13 protein-coding genes are annotated in these 14,614 nt (G+C 73.8%); 7 read left to right on the top strand and 6 right to left on the bottom strand.

The features are described 5' to 3' along the window. Positions 1 to 18: 18 nt before the first annotated feature. The 4 genes from ACZ7MY_RS26950 (at position 19) to ACZ7MY_RS26935 (ending at position 5,329) form a co-directional block, all read left to right on the top strand. Positions 19 to 918, top strand: a complete 900-nt coding sequence (locus ACZ7MY_RS26950) for a geranyl diphosphate 2-C-methyltransferase (protein ID WP_499605574.1) — start codon at positions 19 to 21, stop codon at positions 916 to 918. 235 nt (positions 919 to 1,153) lie between these two features. Next, positions 1,154 to 3,226, top strand: coding sequence for an ATP-binding SpoIIE family protein phosphatase (locus ACZ7MY_RS26945; protein WP_499605572.1), 2,073 nt, complete (start codon positions 1,154 to 1,156; stop codon positions 3,224 to 3,226). 99 nt (positions 3,227 to 3,325) lie between these two features. Next, entirely contained in the window at positions 3,326 to 4,045 is a 720-nt protein-coding gene (locus ACZ7MY_RS26940) for a hypothetical protein (protein WP_499605570.1), read from the top strand. Between the two features lie 195 nt (positions 4,046 to 4,240). Beyond that, complete coding sequence (locus tag ACZ7MY_RS26935) at positions 4,241 to 5,329, top strand: PP2C family protein-serine/threonine phosphatase (RefSeq protein ID WP_499605569.1); 1,089 nt, start codon at positions 4,241 to 4,243, stop codon at positions 5,327 to 5,329. Between the two features lie 12 nt (positions 5,330 to 5,341). On the opposite strand, the gene ACZ7MY_RS26930 is transcribed toward ACZ7MY_RS26935, so the two are convergent. Together ACZ7MY_RS26930 and tmpA are read right to left on the bottom strand one after the other, a co-directional pair. Next, positions 5,342 to 6,319, bottom strand: a complete 978-nt coding sequence (locus ACZ7MY_RS26930; RefSeq protein WP_499605567.1) for a helix-turn-helix domain-containing protein — start codon at positions 6,317 to 6,319, stop codon at positions 5,342 to 5,344. Positions 6,320 to 6,966: 647 nt separating this feature from the next. Next, positions 6,967 to 8,604 (bottom strand): 2-trimethylaminoethylphosphonate dioxygenase, encoded by a 1,638-nt coding sequence (gene tmpA / locus ACZ7MY_RS26925; protein WP_499605565.1) that lies wholly within the window; start codon positions 8,602 to 8,604, stop codon positions 6,967 to 6,969. A 208-nt stretch (positions 8,605 to 8,812) separates the two neighbouring features. Between tmpA and ACZ7MY_RS26920 the strand changes: the two genes are divergently transcribed. After that, the gene (locus ACZ7MY_RS26920; protein ID WP_499605563.1) at positions 8,813 to 9,484 is read left to right on the top strand and encodes an enoyl-CoA hydratase-related protein; all 672 of its coding nucleotides are present in this window, start codon (positions 8,813 to 8,815) and stop codon (positions 9,482 to 9,484) included. 21 nt (positions 9,485 to 9,505) lie between these two features. On the opposite strand, the gene ACZ7MY_RS26915 is transcribed toward ACZ7MY_RS26920, so the two are convergent. After that, positions 9,506 to 10,234: an SMI1/KNR4 family protein gene (locus ACZ7MY_RS26915; protein WP_499605562.1), complete on the bottom strand. Its 729-nt coding sequence runs from the start codon at positions 10,232 to 10,234 to the stop codon at positions 9,506 to 9,508. Positions 10,235 to 10,421: 187 nt separating this feature from the next. Continuing rightward, a complete protein-coding gene (locus ACZ7MY_RS26910) occupies positions 10,422 to 11,468 on the bottom strand; it encodes an Lrp/AsnC family transcriptional regulator (protein ID WP_499605560.1) in 1,047 nt (348 codons plus the stop codon). Between the two features lie 87 nt (positions 11,469 to 11,555). Between ACZ7MY_RS26910 and ACZ7MY_RS26905 the strand changes: the two genes are divergently transcribed. Further along, a complete protein-coding gene (locus tag ACZ7MY_RS26905) occupies positions 11,556 to 13,130 on the top strand; it encodes an MFS transporter (RefSeq protein ID WP_499605558.1) in 1,575 nt (524 codons plus the stop codon). 117 nt (positions 13,131 to 13,247) lie between these two features. Here the strand turns inward: ACZ7MY_RS26905 and ACZ7MY_RS26900 are convergent, their stop codons facing one another. Further along, on the bottom strand, positions 13,248 to 13,646 hold the full coding sequence (locus ACZ7MY_RS26900) for a YybH family protein (protein WP_499605556.1): 399 nt from the start codon (positions 13,644 to 13,646) through the stop codon (positions 13,248 to 13,250). 141 nt (positions 13,647 to 13,787) lie between these two features. Between ACZ7MY_RS26900 and ACZ7MY_RS26895 the strand changes: the two genes are divergently transcribed. Then, positions 13,788 to 14,390, top strand: a complete 603-nt coding sequence (locus ACZ7MY_RS26895) for a GNAT family N-acetyltransferase (protein WP_499605554.1) — start codon at positions 13,788 to 13,790, stop codon at positions 14,388 to 14,390. A 33-nt stretch (positions 14,391 to 14,423) separates the two neighbouring features. Here the strand turns inward: ACZ7MY_RS26895 and ACZ7MY_RS26890 are convergent, their stop codons facing one another. Then, positions 14,424 to 14,612: a DUF4236 domain-containing protein gene (locus ACZ7MY_RS26890; protein ID WP_499605552.1), complete on the bottom strand. Its 189-nt coding sequence runs from the start codon at positions 14,610 to 14,612 to the stop codon at positions 14,424 to 14,426. Between the last annotated feature and the right edge of the window lie 2 nt (positions 14,613 to 14,614).

Here is a 14,614-nt window from a genome sequence, read left to right as displayed (position 1 = left end):
CACACCGGCACACCACCCATGCACCACGAGGAGCAACAGTTGACCAACGCCCCTGCCGCCCGGCCCGCGGTCCTTCCGGTCCCGGCCCAGTCCACCTACCAGAGCCGGATCGCGGACTACTGGAACGCCGAGGAGAACCCGGTCAACCTCGAACTGGGAAGGATCGACGACCTCTACCACCACCACTACGGCATCGGTGAGGCCGACACCTCGGTGCTCGACGAACCCGATCCCGACCGGCGGCGCAAGCGCCTGACCGCCGAACTGCACCGCCTGGAGCACGCCCAGGCCGAACTGCTCGCCTCCAACCTGGGGGACCTCTCCCCGGACGACCGGGTCTTCGACGCCGGCTGCGGACGGGGCGGCGGCAGCGTCGTCGCGCACCTGCGCTACGGCTGCCACGCCGACGGGGTCACCCTCTCGGCCAAGCAGGCCGCCTTCGCCAACGACCAGGCCCGGGCCCGGGGCATCGAGGACAAGGTCCGCTACCACCACCGCAACATGCTCGACACGGGCTTCGGGACCGGCGCCTACGCGGCGTCCTGGAACAACGAGTCCACCATGTACGTCGAGCTGGACCTGCTGTTCGCCGAGCACGCCCGCCTGCTGCGCCGCGGGGGCCGGTACGTGACCGTCACCGGCTGCTACAACGACACCTACGGCCGGGCCTCGCGCGAGGTGTCGCTGATCAACGCGCACTACATCTGCGACATCCACCCGCGCTCCGCGTACTTCCGGGCGATGGCGCGGCACCGTCTGGTACCGGTCCACGTCGAGGACCTGACCGAGGCCGCGATCCCGTACTGGGAGCTGCGCAAGCAGGCGGACCACCTGGTCACCGGCATCGAGGACACGTTCCTCGACGCCTACCGCAACGGCAGCTTCCAGTACCTGCTCATCGCGGCCGACCGGGTCTGACCCTCCGCACGGCGGCGGTCCCCGGTGCCCCGCGGACGCCCCCCGCGGGCAACCGCCCCCCACCGGCGCGTGACAGGCGCGCCGGTGGGGGGCGGCCGTGCGGACGAAACGGAGCCGTCGTGCTACGCGGCACCCCCTGATGGGACAATTCACCCAGGGGCGAGTCCCCGCCTGTCAGGGAACCGCGGGCGGAGGCCGTCGTGAGCCCCGCTCCCGGTTCTGGGAGGTGCACCGCGTGCGTCAGGTCCGACTCAGCAAGAGCTTCGTCCTCCTGCTCCTCAGCGTCGTGCTGATCTCGGTCGTGCGGCTGGCGCTGGCGGCCGCCGACGTGCACGTCATGGGCATAGCGGAGTACGCCGTCCTCATCCCGGTCGTGGCCAGTGCCCTGCTGCCGGTGCGGGAGACCGTGATAGTCGGAGTGTTTAACCTGGCCGCCGCCGTCGGGCTCTACGGGGTCCTGCTCCGGGACATGGGGCGGGCCAACCAGATCACGATCATCACGGCCCTGGCCCTGGCCCTGGGCGTCAGCTGGGCCGTCTGCAGCATCCGTGTCGCGGGCGAGAACCGCTTCCGGCGGCTGGTGATCGCCCGCGAGCGGCTCGCGCTCCTGAGCGAGGCCAGCAGCCGCGTCGGGAGCACCCTCGACGCGGCGCGGACCACCGAGGAACTGGCCGAGGTCGCCGCGCGCCGCTTCGCCGACCACGCCACCGTGGACCTCTTCGACAGCGTCCTGAACGGCGACGAACCCGTCCTGCGGCCCGGTTCGGGCGACCTCACCCTGCGCCGTACCGCCGAGGCGGGGGCGGCGCCGGCTCCCGGAGGCGTCCGGCCGGGCGGGAGCGTCGTCTACCGAGAGGCGGCGGAAGCCACCCCCGGGCTCTTCACCGGCACGCCGAAGCTGCTGGAGGTCACCGATGGAGCCCCCGTGCCCGGCGCCGCGGGCACGGGCACGGGCACGGGCACGGGCGGAGCGTACTCGGCGCTGGCGATCCCCCTGCGCGCGCGCGGGGTGACCCTCGGCGCCGCGCTGTTCTCGCGTTCCCCGGGCCGGGACCCTTTCGACGCCGACGACCTGCTCCTGGCCCAGGAGATCGGGGCCAGGGCCGCGGTGTGCGTCGACAACGCCCGCCGCTACACCCGTGAACGCAACACCTCCCTCGCGCTGCAGCGGAGCCTCCTCCCACCGTCCGCACCGAGGCAACCGGCGGTGGAGGCGGCCACGCGCTACCTGCCCGCGGGGCTGTTCGCGGGCGTGGGCGGCGACTGGTACGACGTCATCCCGCTCTCCGGCGCCCGGGTCGCCCTGGTGGTCGGCGACGTGGTCGGCCACGGCGTCCACGCCTCGGCGACGATGGGGCGGCTGCGCGCCGCCGTACGCACACTGGCCGACATCGACCTGCCGCCCGACGAACTCCTCACCCACCTCGATGACGTCGTCACCCGCCACCACGTCGCCGGCGACGCCAGGGACGCCAGCCGCGGTACGGGACCGGCCGCCGGCGAGATCGTGGCGACCTGCCTGTACATGATCTACGACCCGCTGTCGCGCCGGTGCACGGCGGCCAGGGCCGGCCACCCGCCGCCCGCCGTCATACGCCCCGGATCGGACGTCGAGTACCTCGACGTCCCCGCCGGTCCGCCGCTGGGCGTGGGCGGGCTGCCCTTCGAGACGGCCGAACTGGAACTGCCGGCGGGCACGCGGCTCGCCCTCTACACCGACGGCCTCGTCGAATCCCCGGGACACAGCATCGACGAAGGCCTCGGAGCCCTCCGCAAGGCCCTGTCCGAGCCGCTCTCCTCGCTCGAGGACATGTGCGACCACGTCCTGCACACGGTGGCGGCAGAGGGGTCGCGGGACGACGTCGCCCTCGTCATCGCCCGCACCATGGAGCTCGACGGCACGCACGCCGCCTCGTGGAACCTCACCGAGGACCTCGCCGAGGTCGCCCGCGCCCGCGACCTCGCCGCGTCCCGGCTGGAGGGCTGGGACCTGGGCGAGCTGGCGTTCACCACGGAGCTGGTCATCAGCGAGCTGGTCACCAACGCCATCCGCTACGGCTCGGGCCCGGTCCAACTGCGGCTCATCCGCGAGGACACGCTGATCTGCGAGGTGTCGGACGCCAGCAACACCGCACCGCACCTGCGCCGGGCCCGGATGCTCGACGAGGGCGGCCGGGGGCTGTTCATCGTGGCGCGGCTCGCCGAGCGCTGGGGCACCAGGCAGCGCCCCGACGGGAAGACCATCTGGGCCGAGATCGCCCTCCCGGACCTGGGCCCCTGGCGGGCCGGGGACACCTCCGTACGGTAGGGCCCCGCGTCGGCGGCGGGGCGGGCATCGGCCGCAACAGTGCCTGAGCGGGGCCGGCGCCGCGGGCCGGGCCCACCGCCGGGAAGGACAGGGATCCACGTGGACGAACTGCTCGGCGCGGCCGTCGAGGCACATGGCGGAAGCGCGCGCTGGAGTGCGCTGACCCGGGTGCGGGCCACCCTGGTCAGCGGAGGACTCCTGTTCGCGGCCAAAGGCCTGCCGCAGGATCCCGAGCCACGCGAGATGACCGTACTGCTCCACGAGCAGCGTGCCTCCGTCACACCCTTCGGCGCCCCCGACCGGCGGACCGACTTCACGCCGCGGCGGGTGAGCATCGAGACGCTCGACGGGCGGACGGTGGCCGTGCGCGACGACCCGCGGTCGTCCTTCGCCGGCCACACCCTCGACACCCCCTGGGACCCGCTGGACCGCGCCTACTTCAACGGCTACGCGATGTGGACCTACCTGACCACGCCGTTCCTGCTGACCATGCCCGGCTTCACCGTGACCGGGATCGAGCCGTGGCGTGAGGGGGACGAGCTCTGGCACGGCCTGCGCGCCGCCTTCCCTCCCTGGATCGCCGGCCACAGCACCCACCAGGACTTCTACTTCGGCCCCGACCACCTGCTGCGCAGGCACGACTACCACGTCGACGTGGCGGGCGGTCTCGCCACCGCGCAGTACGTGTACGACACCGTGGAAGCGGACGGCATCGTCGTGCCCACCAGGCGCCGGGCCTACCGCCGCGACGCCGGCGGCCACCCCCTCCGCGACCAGGTCATGGTGGCGATCGACCTCAGCGACATCCACTTCGGCTGACGCACGACGCGGCACCGGCGTACGACGCGGCACCGGCGCGGCCACAGTGCGTGATCGGTCAAGGTGCCATGCGCTGGGTGTCAAGATCCGCCGTCCCCCCGCCCCTACGGTCGTGCTGACCACCACGTCCGGACCGTGCGTGTACGCGTCGGCCGGGCCGGCCCCGCGCCACGCGCGCAGGACGGGAGGCAGGGAATGAGCGGCCCGAAGCAGTTCGAGGAGAGGTCGCAGGACGCGGCACTGGTGTGGCACGCGGTAGGTGCGGGGGCCCTGATAGGGGTGGCGACGGTCTGCGCCGTCGTCCTGTCGTGCCCCAGGGTGCGGCTGGTGTTCCCGGTCACCGCGTCGGTCGTCGCGCTGGCGCACGGCTGGCTCCAGTGGCGGGACCACCGGCGTGCGAAGGCCGCCCGTGAGGCGTCCGAGGTGGTGCGCGGTGTCCTGCTGCGGCCGCTGCCCGCGCGCATGGGCGGCCTGCTGCTCGCCTCCGTCTACCGTCCGTGCGGGGGCAGGGAGCTGGTCGGCGGCGACCTGTACGCCGTCGCGCGCACCGCGGGGGCGACCCGGCTCATCATCGGGGACGTGCGCGGCAGGGGACTGTCCTCGTTCCTGGACGTCGCCGCCGTCCTCGGGGCCTTCCGTGAATGGGCCCCGCGGGCGGCCTCGCTGACCGAGCTGTCCCTGCGGCTCGAGGAGAGCTACCTGCGCCACCTGGCCGACACCGGCGACGGCGCGGCCTCGGAGACCGACGAACGCTTCGTGACGGTGCTGATGGTGGAGGTGCCGGACGGTGACACCGTCGCCCGGATGGTCAACTACGGCCATCCGCCGCCCGTCCGGGTCCGGCCCGACGACGTGCGGCTCCTGCCGGGCGTCCCCTGCCCGCCGCTCGGGCTCGGCCCGCTGTGCGATGCCGAGGCGCACGAATGCACCTTCCTGTTCGGCCCGCACGACACGCTCCTGCTGTACACCGACGGCCTCATCGAGGCCCGCGACTGCGCAGGGGTCTGCTTCCCGCTGCTGGAGCACGCCCTCACCTGGATGTCGAAGGGGCGCTTCGCCGGCGGGGAGGGCCGGCTCTACGGGATCCTGGGGGACATCCTCGACGACGTCGTGGCCCACTGCGGTGTCCTCCCCGCGGACGACCTCGCGATGATCGCGCTGGCCCGCAGGCAGGAGGAGGGCGGCGGCGCGATCCCCCGCCAGCCGGCCGGTCAGGACCAGTCGGGCGACATGAGCCCGGCACGCCCCGCACGCCCGGACCGGTCGCCCCCGGGCCCGGGGTGAAGCCGTCGCTCGTCAGGGTCCCCCGGGTCGGCCCGGGCCGGCCGCCCTGCCGCGCCACTCGACCGGGGACATGCCGTACGCGGCGCGGAAGGCACGGCTGAAGTGGGCGTGGCTGCCGAACCCCCGCCGGTGCGCGATCGCCTCGACCGTCAGGCCGGCCAGGTCGGGACGCTCGAGGTCGTTCCGGCAGGCCTCCAGCCGCAGGTGCTGGATCAAGCGGCCGACGGTCCGGTCCTCGTCCTGGAACAGCTTGTGCAGGTACCGCACGGAGATGTGGTGCGCGGCCGCGACGGTGGCGGGGGTCAGTCCTGGCTCGTCCGCGTGCGCCCGGATGTACTCGCGGACGCGGAGTCTCAGCGTCGCCCCGGAGCCCGGCGCCTGCGGGTCGCGCCGGGTCTCCCCGGTGGCCAGTGCGGTCAGCACGTCGACCAGGCCGCGCTGCAGGAACCGTTTCGGCCCGGTCACGCAACTGCCGGCCGCAGCCGCGGTCGCGAGCCGGTTCACGTACGCGGCGAGGATCGCCGCGACGTAGTGCTCGGGAGGGTAGGTCCGGCCCGTGACGTCCAGCAGGATCGCGTCGGGAAGGTCGAGGAGTTCGAGGGGGACGACCGCGGCGTTCTGGAACACGCCTCCCGGGAAGTCACGGACGAAGGGCCGCCGGGTGTCGAGCAGGAGCAGCTGTCCCGCGGTGAGGAGCATTTCCCGTCCGTCCTGGACCGCGACGCTGCTGCCCGCCCCTTGAAGGCTCACGATGAGTGCGCCGACGCCATCGGCGGTGGCCATCTCCGGTGTCCGGGCCATGCGTTGGGCGCTCGCCTCGACGTGCCCCACGCGTATCGCGCCGACGGAGGTGCGCCGGAGGGAACCGTGCAGGGCGACACTTCGGTGACAGCTGACCTCGAGCTGGGTGAAGGAACTCCGGACCGTCTCCGTCCAGAATTCCGCCCTCTCGTCGGGCGGGACGACGTCGGTGTGAAAGGACTCGATCACGATGCCCTCCCTCGAGGGGAGCCGGATCACAGGAATTCCGGTCCCCGAGTGGAGTCGCTTCGCAGGGGGCACGCCCGAGCGACCGCTGCTGCCACGATAACCGTCCTGGACGGCCGGTGTACGGGGCGTCCCGACTGTGCGGGGAACCCGCAGCCGGGCGCCGCGGAACTGCGGGAAAGCCGCACGGGGCCGCCGGCCCGGCCGCGGGCGGGGTGCCGGAACCGTCGGCGCGTGTCGCGGTCATGCCCCCGCCAAGCCGCCCGCCGCCGCGGGCGGTTCGGGGGCGCGGGCCGCGGCGGCGGGCGGCGTTCGCCCGGTGCGCCGGCGCCCTCGTCGCGCGGACACGAGGGGGATCGCGAGGGGGCGCCGGCACCCGGCGGAACAGGCCGTGTCGTCACATGCCCTCCCCCAACCTTCGGCCGGGGGTGCCCCCACCCAGCGACGCTCCCCCAGCTCCGCTGTGAGGTGCCCCCACGCTGCGTTGTCGAATCGTCCGAGTAGCCCACTACGAGGACGACTCCCCGCCTTGCGATGCACCGCACCTGGGGGCACCTCCCGGCGCAAGCCGGGGGAGCCGCTGAGCCCGCCCTTCGGGCGGTGGGGGCACCTCCCAGCGGTAGCTGGGGGAGCTCGTTTGACGACACGACCTAGCCGCGCAGCAGCGAGGCGAGCAGCGGGAGGAAGTGCTCGAACGGGGGCGTGACGGCGTCCGGGTCCTTCGCCTCCTCGTCCCAGCGGCGGACGGCGACCGCGTCGGCCGCGCCCGGCAGCCCGGCGAACTCCGCCGCCTGACGGGGCGTCATCACGCCGCCCTGGACCGCCAGGGTGTACTTCGACGCCTCGGACAACCGGTCGTGGTAGCCCGGTTCGACCGCGCAGAGGTAGCGCTTGGCGGCCACGTGCAGCCGCACCGGCTCGGTGACCTCGGGGCCGAACCAGCGGCCCAGCAGGTCGGCGCCGGTGTGGCTGTGCCGGTTGTCGCTGCCGCTCATCAGGTCGTGGCCGGTGACGACGTCGCCCCGCACGTGCCCGAGGTCGTGCAGCAGCGCGGCGGCCACCAGGTGCGGCGGGGCGCCGGCGGCCTCGGCCAGGGCGCCCGCCTGCAGCATGTGCTGGGCCATGGTGACGGGTTCGCCGAGGTACTCCGCGGACACCGCGCCCGCGAACAGCTCGGCGAGCGGGTCCAGGGTGTCCGCACGGCGCAGGACGGCCAGGGTGCTCGCCAGCCCGTCCAGGTCGGCGTAGCAGCCCTGCAGGTGGCGCGCCCCGTCCTGGGCGAAGGCCGTGCGGGCGTGCAGCAGCCGGGTGTTGTCGAAGACCAGGCAGTCGCCTGGCGTCAGGCGCAGGTCCAGCTGCAGCTCGGGGCGGAGCAGCAGCTCGGCGAAGGTGCGGTAGGCCGTGTAGAACGCCTCCAGCTCGTCGGCGGCCATCCGCAGCGTGCCGATCGAGCGGTTGTTGAACCGCACCTCCCGCACGCGGCCCAGCGGGTCGGTGCCGATCAGCGGGCGGTCGGCGCGCAGCCCGGTGCCCGCGTCGCGGAAGACGAACGGGACGGGCGTACGGGTGAGCACGTCGAAGGCCTCCGGGTCCTCGCGGCGCAGCAGCGCGGCCGCGGCGAAGCCGTCGACGAGGCCGGAGTCGCCGCCGGCCGCGTCGTTGACCAGGCAGTGCAGCAACTGGAGCGTCGGAACCGGGTCCCGGTACGGGTTGTCGGTGTGCGGCGTGATGGCGGCCGAGGTGAAGGCCAGGTTGTTGGGGTCCGGCTCGACGCGTACGTCGAAGAGCTTGCCGTAGTTGGTCTCGCGGACGTACCCGAAGGTCTCCGCCACTTCGAGCACCTGGCCCTCGCGCCCGGGCACACCGCGCAGCAACATGAACCCGAGCCGCAGCACGGACTCCAGCATCCGGGCCCGCACGCCCGGGTCGCCCGCGTACTCCTCCCAGCCGGCCTCGGGCAGGCGTCCGGCGACCTCGCGCGCGGTCCACAGCTCCTTCCCGGCCTCGCTGCGCAGGTCCCCGTGCCCGGTCCGGCCGGGCCGGACGGCCTGCAGCCACGCCAGCGGGTACGACGAGCGGTGCCCGTCGGGTTCCCAGACCACCGCCACGACGGGTTCCCCGTCCCCGGCGGCGTCGGCCGCCGAGCCCACCCGCAGCCCGTCGGGCAGGGAACTGATCTGGAACAGCTTCTGGCCGGACCGCGGGTCGCGGCACTCGGCGCAGGGGCAGTTGTCACGGAGCCACATCGCCGGCAGGTCACCGACGGGGAAGCTGGGCAGGGCGGACACGGTCACTCCTCGGGGCAAAGTTGTATAGCCAACTTCTCCGACCGTCACAGGCGGACGCGACCTGGAGATGACCTGGATGTGGCGCGGCGGCGAACAACGCCCCGGCGCGCGCGGAGGGGGGACACGGGGCGGCGTTGCTTGTAGCATGGCGACCGGTTACCGACCGGTAGGTACGTCCCCGGGCCGCCCACCAACCCACGGAGCAGCCATGCCCACGCTCGACCGCCAGGACGACGTCTTCATCCTCGACCTCGGGGACACCGAGAACCGCTTCCACCCCGACTGGATCGCGTCCCTCGACGCGCTCCTCGACGAGGTGGAGAAGGCGGAGGGGCCGCGCGCCCTGGTCACCGCGGCCACCGGCAAGTTCTGGTCCAACGGACTCGACCTGGAGTGGCTGTCCGCCCACAGCGACGGGGCCGGCGCGTACGTCACCGGCGTGCAGGCGCTGCTCGCCCGCTTCCTGACCCTGCCGGTGGCCACCGTCGCCGCGCTGCAGGGCCACACCTTCGCCGCGGGCGCGATGCTCTCCCTGGCCCACGACCTGCGCGTGATGCGTGCCGACCGGGGCTTCTGGTGCCTGCCGGAGGCGGACATCCACATCCCGTTCACGCCGGGCATGTCGGCCCTCATCCAGGCCCGCCTGCACCCGCAGACGGCCCACGAGGCCATGACCACCGCGCGCCGCTACGGCGGTTCCGACGCGCTGGCGGAGCGCATCGTCGACCGTACGGCGGGCGAGGACGAGGTCCGCGCGGCGGCCGTCGCCCTCGCCCGTCCCCTGGCGGGGAAGGCGGGTCCCACCCTCGGCACGATCAAGACCCGTATGTACGGTCCCGCGCTGGCCGCCCTCCGTCAGGAGGACGTCCCCCTGGGCTGAGCCGCGCGCCGGGGGCCGGCGTCAGCGGGGGTCGTGGAACCAGCTGCCGGGCAGGTCGTCGCGCACCCGGTCGAGCGCCTCCCCGGTGCGGGCCCGTGCCCACAGGAAGGCGCGGTCGTCCTCGCGGAGTATGACGTCGGTCCCGGCGAACCAGCGCGTGCCCGGGTCCTCACCGGCCGGGTAGGCGGGGAACGGCAGCGGGGTGAACCGGCCGCCCAGGGACTCGAATTCGGCCTCGTCGAGGTCGTCGCGGAAGTCGCCGAGCCCGGACGGCCCGTGCAGCGACTCCGACAGCACGATCTCGACGCAGGCCCACGAGAAGCGGTCCAGCCACCCCGACCACCGCTCGGCCGACGTGTCCGCGAGGTCCGGCTTCATGACGACCGGCGGATCGGCCCTGTGCAGGTCGGTGAGGAGGACGCCCCACGACGCGGCGCCCTGGTTCTCGTACCGGAAGACCAGCGCCTCCTCGCGGGGGTCCACGTGCAGTTCCGCCGGCGTGAGCAGCCTGTCGTGGTTGCTGGTCAGGTCCGGGCGCCGGCCGAAGAGCCGGTAGGCGTCGCGGAGCACGGCGGGGAGGGCGAAGCCCAGGCGCTCCTCGGCGGCGGCCAGTTCCGGCTCACCGCACCCGTCGCCGTCCCGCAACGGCGCGAGCCAGTGGCCGGCGAAGCCGCGCACGAACCGCAGGGCCCGGGCCGGGTCCGTCATGCCCGCGGCCAGCTCCCGCCGCACGTCGAAGTCGTCTGTCATGCGCGCACGTTATCGCGCCGCCGCTCCGCGCCCGCCACCGCGGACCGCGCGCGGCGCGACGACCGCGAGGGCACGTGGAGGGCGAGGCCCGCCACGGGGCGGAGGGCCCGCCCCGCGGCTCCCGGCGGTGCGCGCGGCATCGTCACGGGACCGGCCGCCACCGCGCGGAGGCGGCCCGGCCACAGGGTCACCGTCGCGGCGACGGCGACTCGACCGCGAAGCGGTCCTCGTCCATCAGCGACCCGGACTGCTTCACCGACGTCACCACCGGGGTGAGCTGGCTGCTCTGCACACCCTCGATCCGGGCGATGCCCTGGGTGAGGAACAGGTAGAGCTCGTCGAGGGAGCGGCACATCACCGCCGCGAACAGGTTCTGCCGACCCGACATCGCCCCGACGTACGTGACCTCGGGCATCGCGGCGATCGCCCGGCCGGCCGCCTCCAGCCGTGACGGCGCGACGCTGAGCCACAGCCCGGCCCGCGACGTGTAGCCCAGCGCGGCCACGGCGAGGTCGACGTCGATGGCCACGACACGGGCTTGCGTCAGCAGCTCGAAGGCCCGCGCGGCCCGGCCCTCGGTGATGCCGGCCGCCGCCGCGAGGTCGGTGTAACTCGCGCGCCCGTCCCTGGCCAGCACGGCGATGATCGCGCGGTCGTGGTCCTCGAGCGCGACCGCTCCGCCGTGGAAGGGCGGCGCCGGGTCGGGGGCGTCCTCGGCGCGGAGCCGGGCACCGGCGGTCCCGCCGAGGGCGTCGGCGAACATCGACCGGTAGCGCGCCGCGCCTCCGAGGTACTGGTGGAGTTCCACCGCCGCGTCGATGGCCAGTACCGGAGTGCTGCGCGGAAGGCGCTGGATCAGGAGGTCCTCACGCGTCTCCGCCGAGAGCGACCGGACGGCGAAGGTCACCTCGGCCCCGTCGGCGCTGGTCGTGACCCAGGACACGTCCTCCCGGTCGGCGAGCGAACGGGCCAGCGCCGCGGTGCCGTGCGGCTTGCAGCGCAGGCGCACCATCCACGTCGCCTGCCCCAACGGCCGGGGGTTGACCACCCCGATGACCCGCACGAGACCCGCCCGGACGAGGCGGTGGTAACGGCGTGCCACCGTCGGCTCGGACACCTCCACCGCCGCGGCGATCCGGCCGAAGGCCGCGCGCGGCGCGATCTGCAGGGCGTGGATGATTCTGCGATCGACGTGATCAACCGTGAGGTTTCTCGTCTCTTTGGCGCTGATCATATGGGCGATCATACGCCGTGCGGCAAAAGCGTGAGGGATGTCGACGGGGCCTCGGTAGCGTCGGGGCACCGATTCGAGGAGACCTTCATGCGTAAATGGCTGCCCCTGCTCACCGTGTGTCTCGGCACCTTCATGTTGCTGGTGGACGTGACGATCGTGAACGTGGCGCTTCCGTCGATGGCGGAGGACCTGGACACGTCGTTCGGTTCGCTGCAGTGGGTGATCGACGGTTACGCGCTGGCGCTGGCGGCGTTGCTGCTGGGCGCGGGGGCGTTGGCGGACCGGCGCGGGCACCGGTCGCTGTACGTGCTGGGGCTGGGGGTGTTCGCGGCGGCGTCGCTGGCGTGTGCGTTCGCGCCGTCGGCGACCGGTCTGGTCGTGGCACGGGTCGTGCAGGGCGTCGGCGCGGCGGCGATGTTCGCGACCACGTTCGCGCTGCTGAACAGCAACTACACCGGCCGCGACCGCGGCCACGCGTACGGCGTCTGGGCCGCCGTGGCCGGGGCGGCGTCCGCTGCCGGGCCGCTGCTGGGGGGCCCGCTCACCCAGGCCCTGACCTGGCATGCGATATTCCTCGTGAACCTGCCGGTGTGCGTGCTGGCGATCGCGTTGTGCGCGGTCGCGGTCGAGGACACCCACGCCCCCGAGAAGCGGCACCTCGACCTGACCGGCCTGGCCACCTTCACCGCGTCCGCGGCCGCGATCACCTTCGGTCTCATCGAGGCCAACGAGGCCGGCTGGTTCAGCCCCCGCAGCTGGGTGCCGATCGTGGCCGGCGCCGTGATGCTCGCGCTGTTCGCCCGGGCCGAAAGCCGGGCCCGCGTCCCGCTGCTGGATCTGCGTCTGCTGCGCAACCGGGTGTTCGCCGGGGTGCTGCTGGTCTCGTTCTCGCTGAGCGCGGCCGCCTTCGTCTCCTTCACCTACACCTCGATCTGGCTGCAGTCGGTGGCCGGGCTCTCGCCGGTCTCCGCCGGCCTGGTCGGGTTGCCGATGTCCGCCGCGGCGTTCGTGGTCTCGCTGGCCGTGGGGCGGGTCCTGCACCGCTGGCACGCCGGGCCCACCATCGCCGTCGGCCTGGCCCTGATCGGCGTCGGGAACCTGGCCACGTGGTTCGTCCTCGGCCGGGCCACCGGCGCTGCCGCGTTGCTGCCCGGCTACCTCGTCGTCGGCCTCGGTGTCGGGCTGATCGCCCCCACCCTCAACTCCACCGGCATGGCGGCGGTCCCGGCCCAGCGCGGCGGAATGGCCGCCGGCGCGGTCAACACCGCCCGCCAACTCGGCGCCGCCTTCGGCATCGCCCTGCTCGGCAGCGTCTTCGCCGCGGGTGTGCGTTCCTCGCTGAACGGTACGACGCTGCCCGATCCGGGAGCGCTGGCCACCGCCGTGGCTTCAGGACAGGCCGGCTCCGTCCTCGCCGGCGCCCCCGCAGCGGCACGCGACACCGTCCAGGCCGCGTTCAGCGCTGCCGCCGTCCACGGCATCCGCGAACTGTTCCTCGTCAGCGCCGTGATCGGCCTCGTCGTCGCCGCGGTGACCCCGGCACTGATCGTCCGGCGCCCGAAGGAGAACGGGCGGCCGGTCCCGTCGTCGCCGCCGGCCCGTCCCGCACGGGAGAACGCATCCGACCCCGGTTCCGGGGCCGACGCCGCCGGCCGGCCGTGACCTTCGGCGCGGCGGCGCGGCGACGCGGCGTCTCGCGTCGCCGGACGCGGCGCGCGCCACGCGGGATCAGGGCGCGTCCTGGATCACTCCGCCGGGGCTACCACCCTGCGCGGCCGATCAGCCGGCGACGGCGAAGGAGTGGTGCTCGTGGGCCACCAGCCAGCGTCCCTCGTGCTTGCGCAGCCCGAGCGTGAGCCGCAGCCGGAGTCCGGGGTCCGCGGCGAAGTCCTCCGCGGTTCCGCAGCGGAGCAGGGCGTGGGCGAACGCCACGTCGTCGCCGGCGGTGACCTCCAGGGACACGAGCTCGAACGCGGCGCCGCCGGCCTGCCACGCGAAGAACGGCGGCCACACCTCCCGGTACGAGGCCAGGCCCCGGACGCCGTCGTGGGGAGGCGGGACGTCGAACATCACGATGTCCTCGGCGTGGTCCGCGACCACGGCGTCCAGGTCGCCGCGGTGCACCGCCTCCGCCCAGCGTTCCACCAGCGCCCGGATCCGCGCCTCGTCGTCCCGCATGCCGGCCCTTCCCGTGCCGCCCGCGCGGCGGACACCCACCGGCGTCATCCTGCCACCCGGGGGTGACGGTGCGCGTGGGGCGCGTGGGCGGGAATCCCGCGAGTCGGTGCGGTGGCGTGCCCGCCGGATTAGCGTGCGGGCATGGCACTCCGCTTCCCTGCTCCGGTCACCATCGACGGCCGGTACGCGCGGCTGGTCCCGCTGTCGCCGCTGCACGTACCCGCGTTGTTCGCCGCCGCGCGCGCCGACGAGGGCATGTGGCGCTGGCTGTCGACGACACCACCGGGTTCACCGGGCGAGATGGCGTCGCTGGTGGAACAGCGGCTCGCGCAGGCGGCGGCGGGGGAGTCCGTGGTGTTCGCGGTCGTCCCGCACGCCACGGAGCGCCCGTCGGGATGGGCCGCGTACATCGACGTCTCGGTCGTCGACGAGCGCGTGGACATCGGCTGGAGCTGGCTGGATCCGGCCCTGTGGGGCAGCCCGGTGCACCTGGAGACCCACTTCATGCTGGTCTACTACGCCTTCGAGGACCTGGGCTTCGGGCGCGTCCAGTGGCGCCTGGACGACCTGGACCTGCCGACCCAGGACGCGGTCTCCCGCATCGGCGGCATCCGCGAGGGCGTGCTGCGCCGGCACTGCCGCCGCGTCGACGGGTCGTGGCGTGACACCGTCTACTACTCCCTGGTCGCCGCGGAGTGGCCGGCCGTGCGGGAACGCTGGATGGCGGGCTGGATCCTCGAGTGACGCCGGGGGCCGGTGTCGGCCCCGGTGCCGGCGTCAGTGCCCCTTGCGCGTGCGCCGCCAGGAGAACGGCCCCGGGAGGTCGACGGACTCGGTGCGCTCACCGCGGGTGTTGACCGTGTGGTGGACGCCCTTGCTGCCGGTGGTGATGGACAGCGAGCGCTTGTTGATGTTCAGGCGGACGCCGGGCAGGATCCGGAACGACTTGCGGAAGTGCAGAGGCATGT

The organism is Streptomyces sp. NPDC111520 (assembly GCF_055635295.1).
This window is presented reverse-complemented; position numbering and strand designations above follow the sequence as displayed.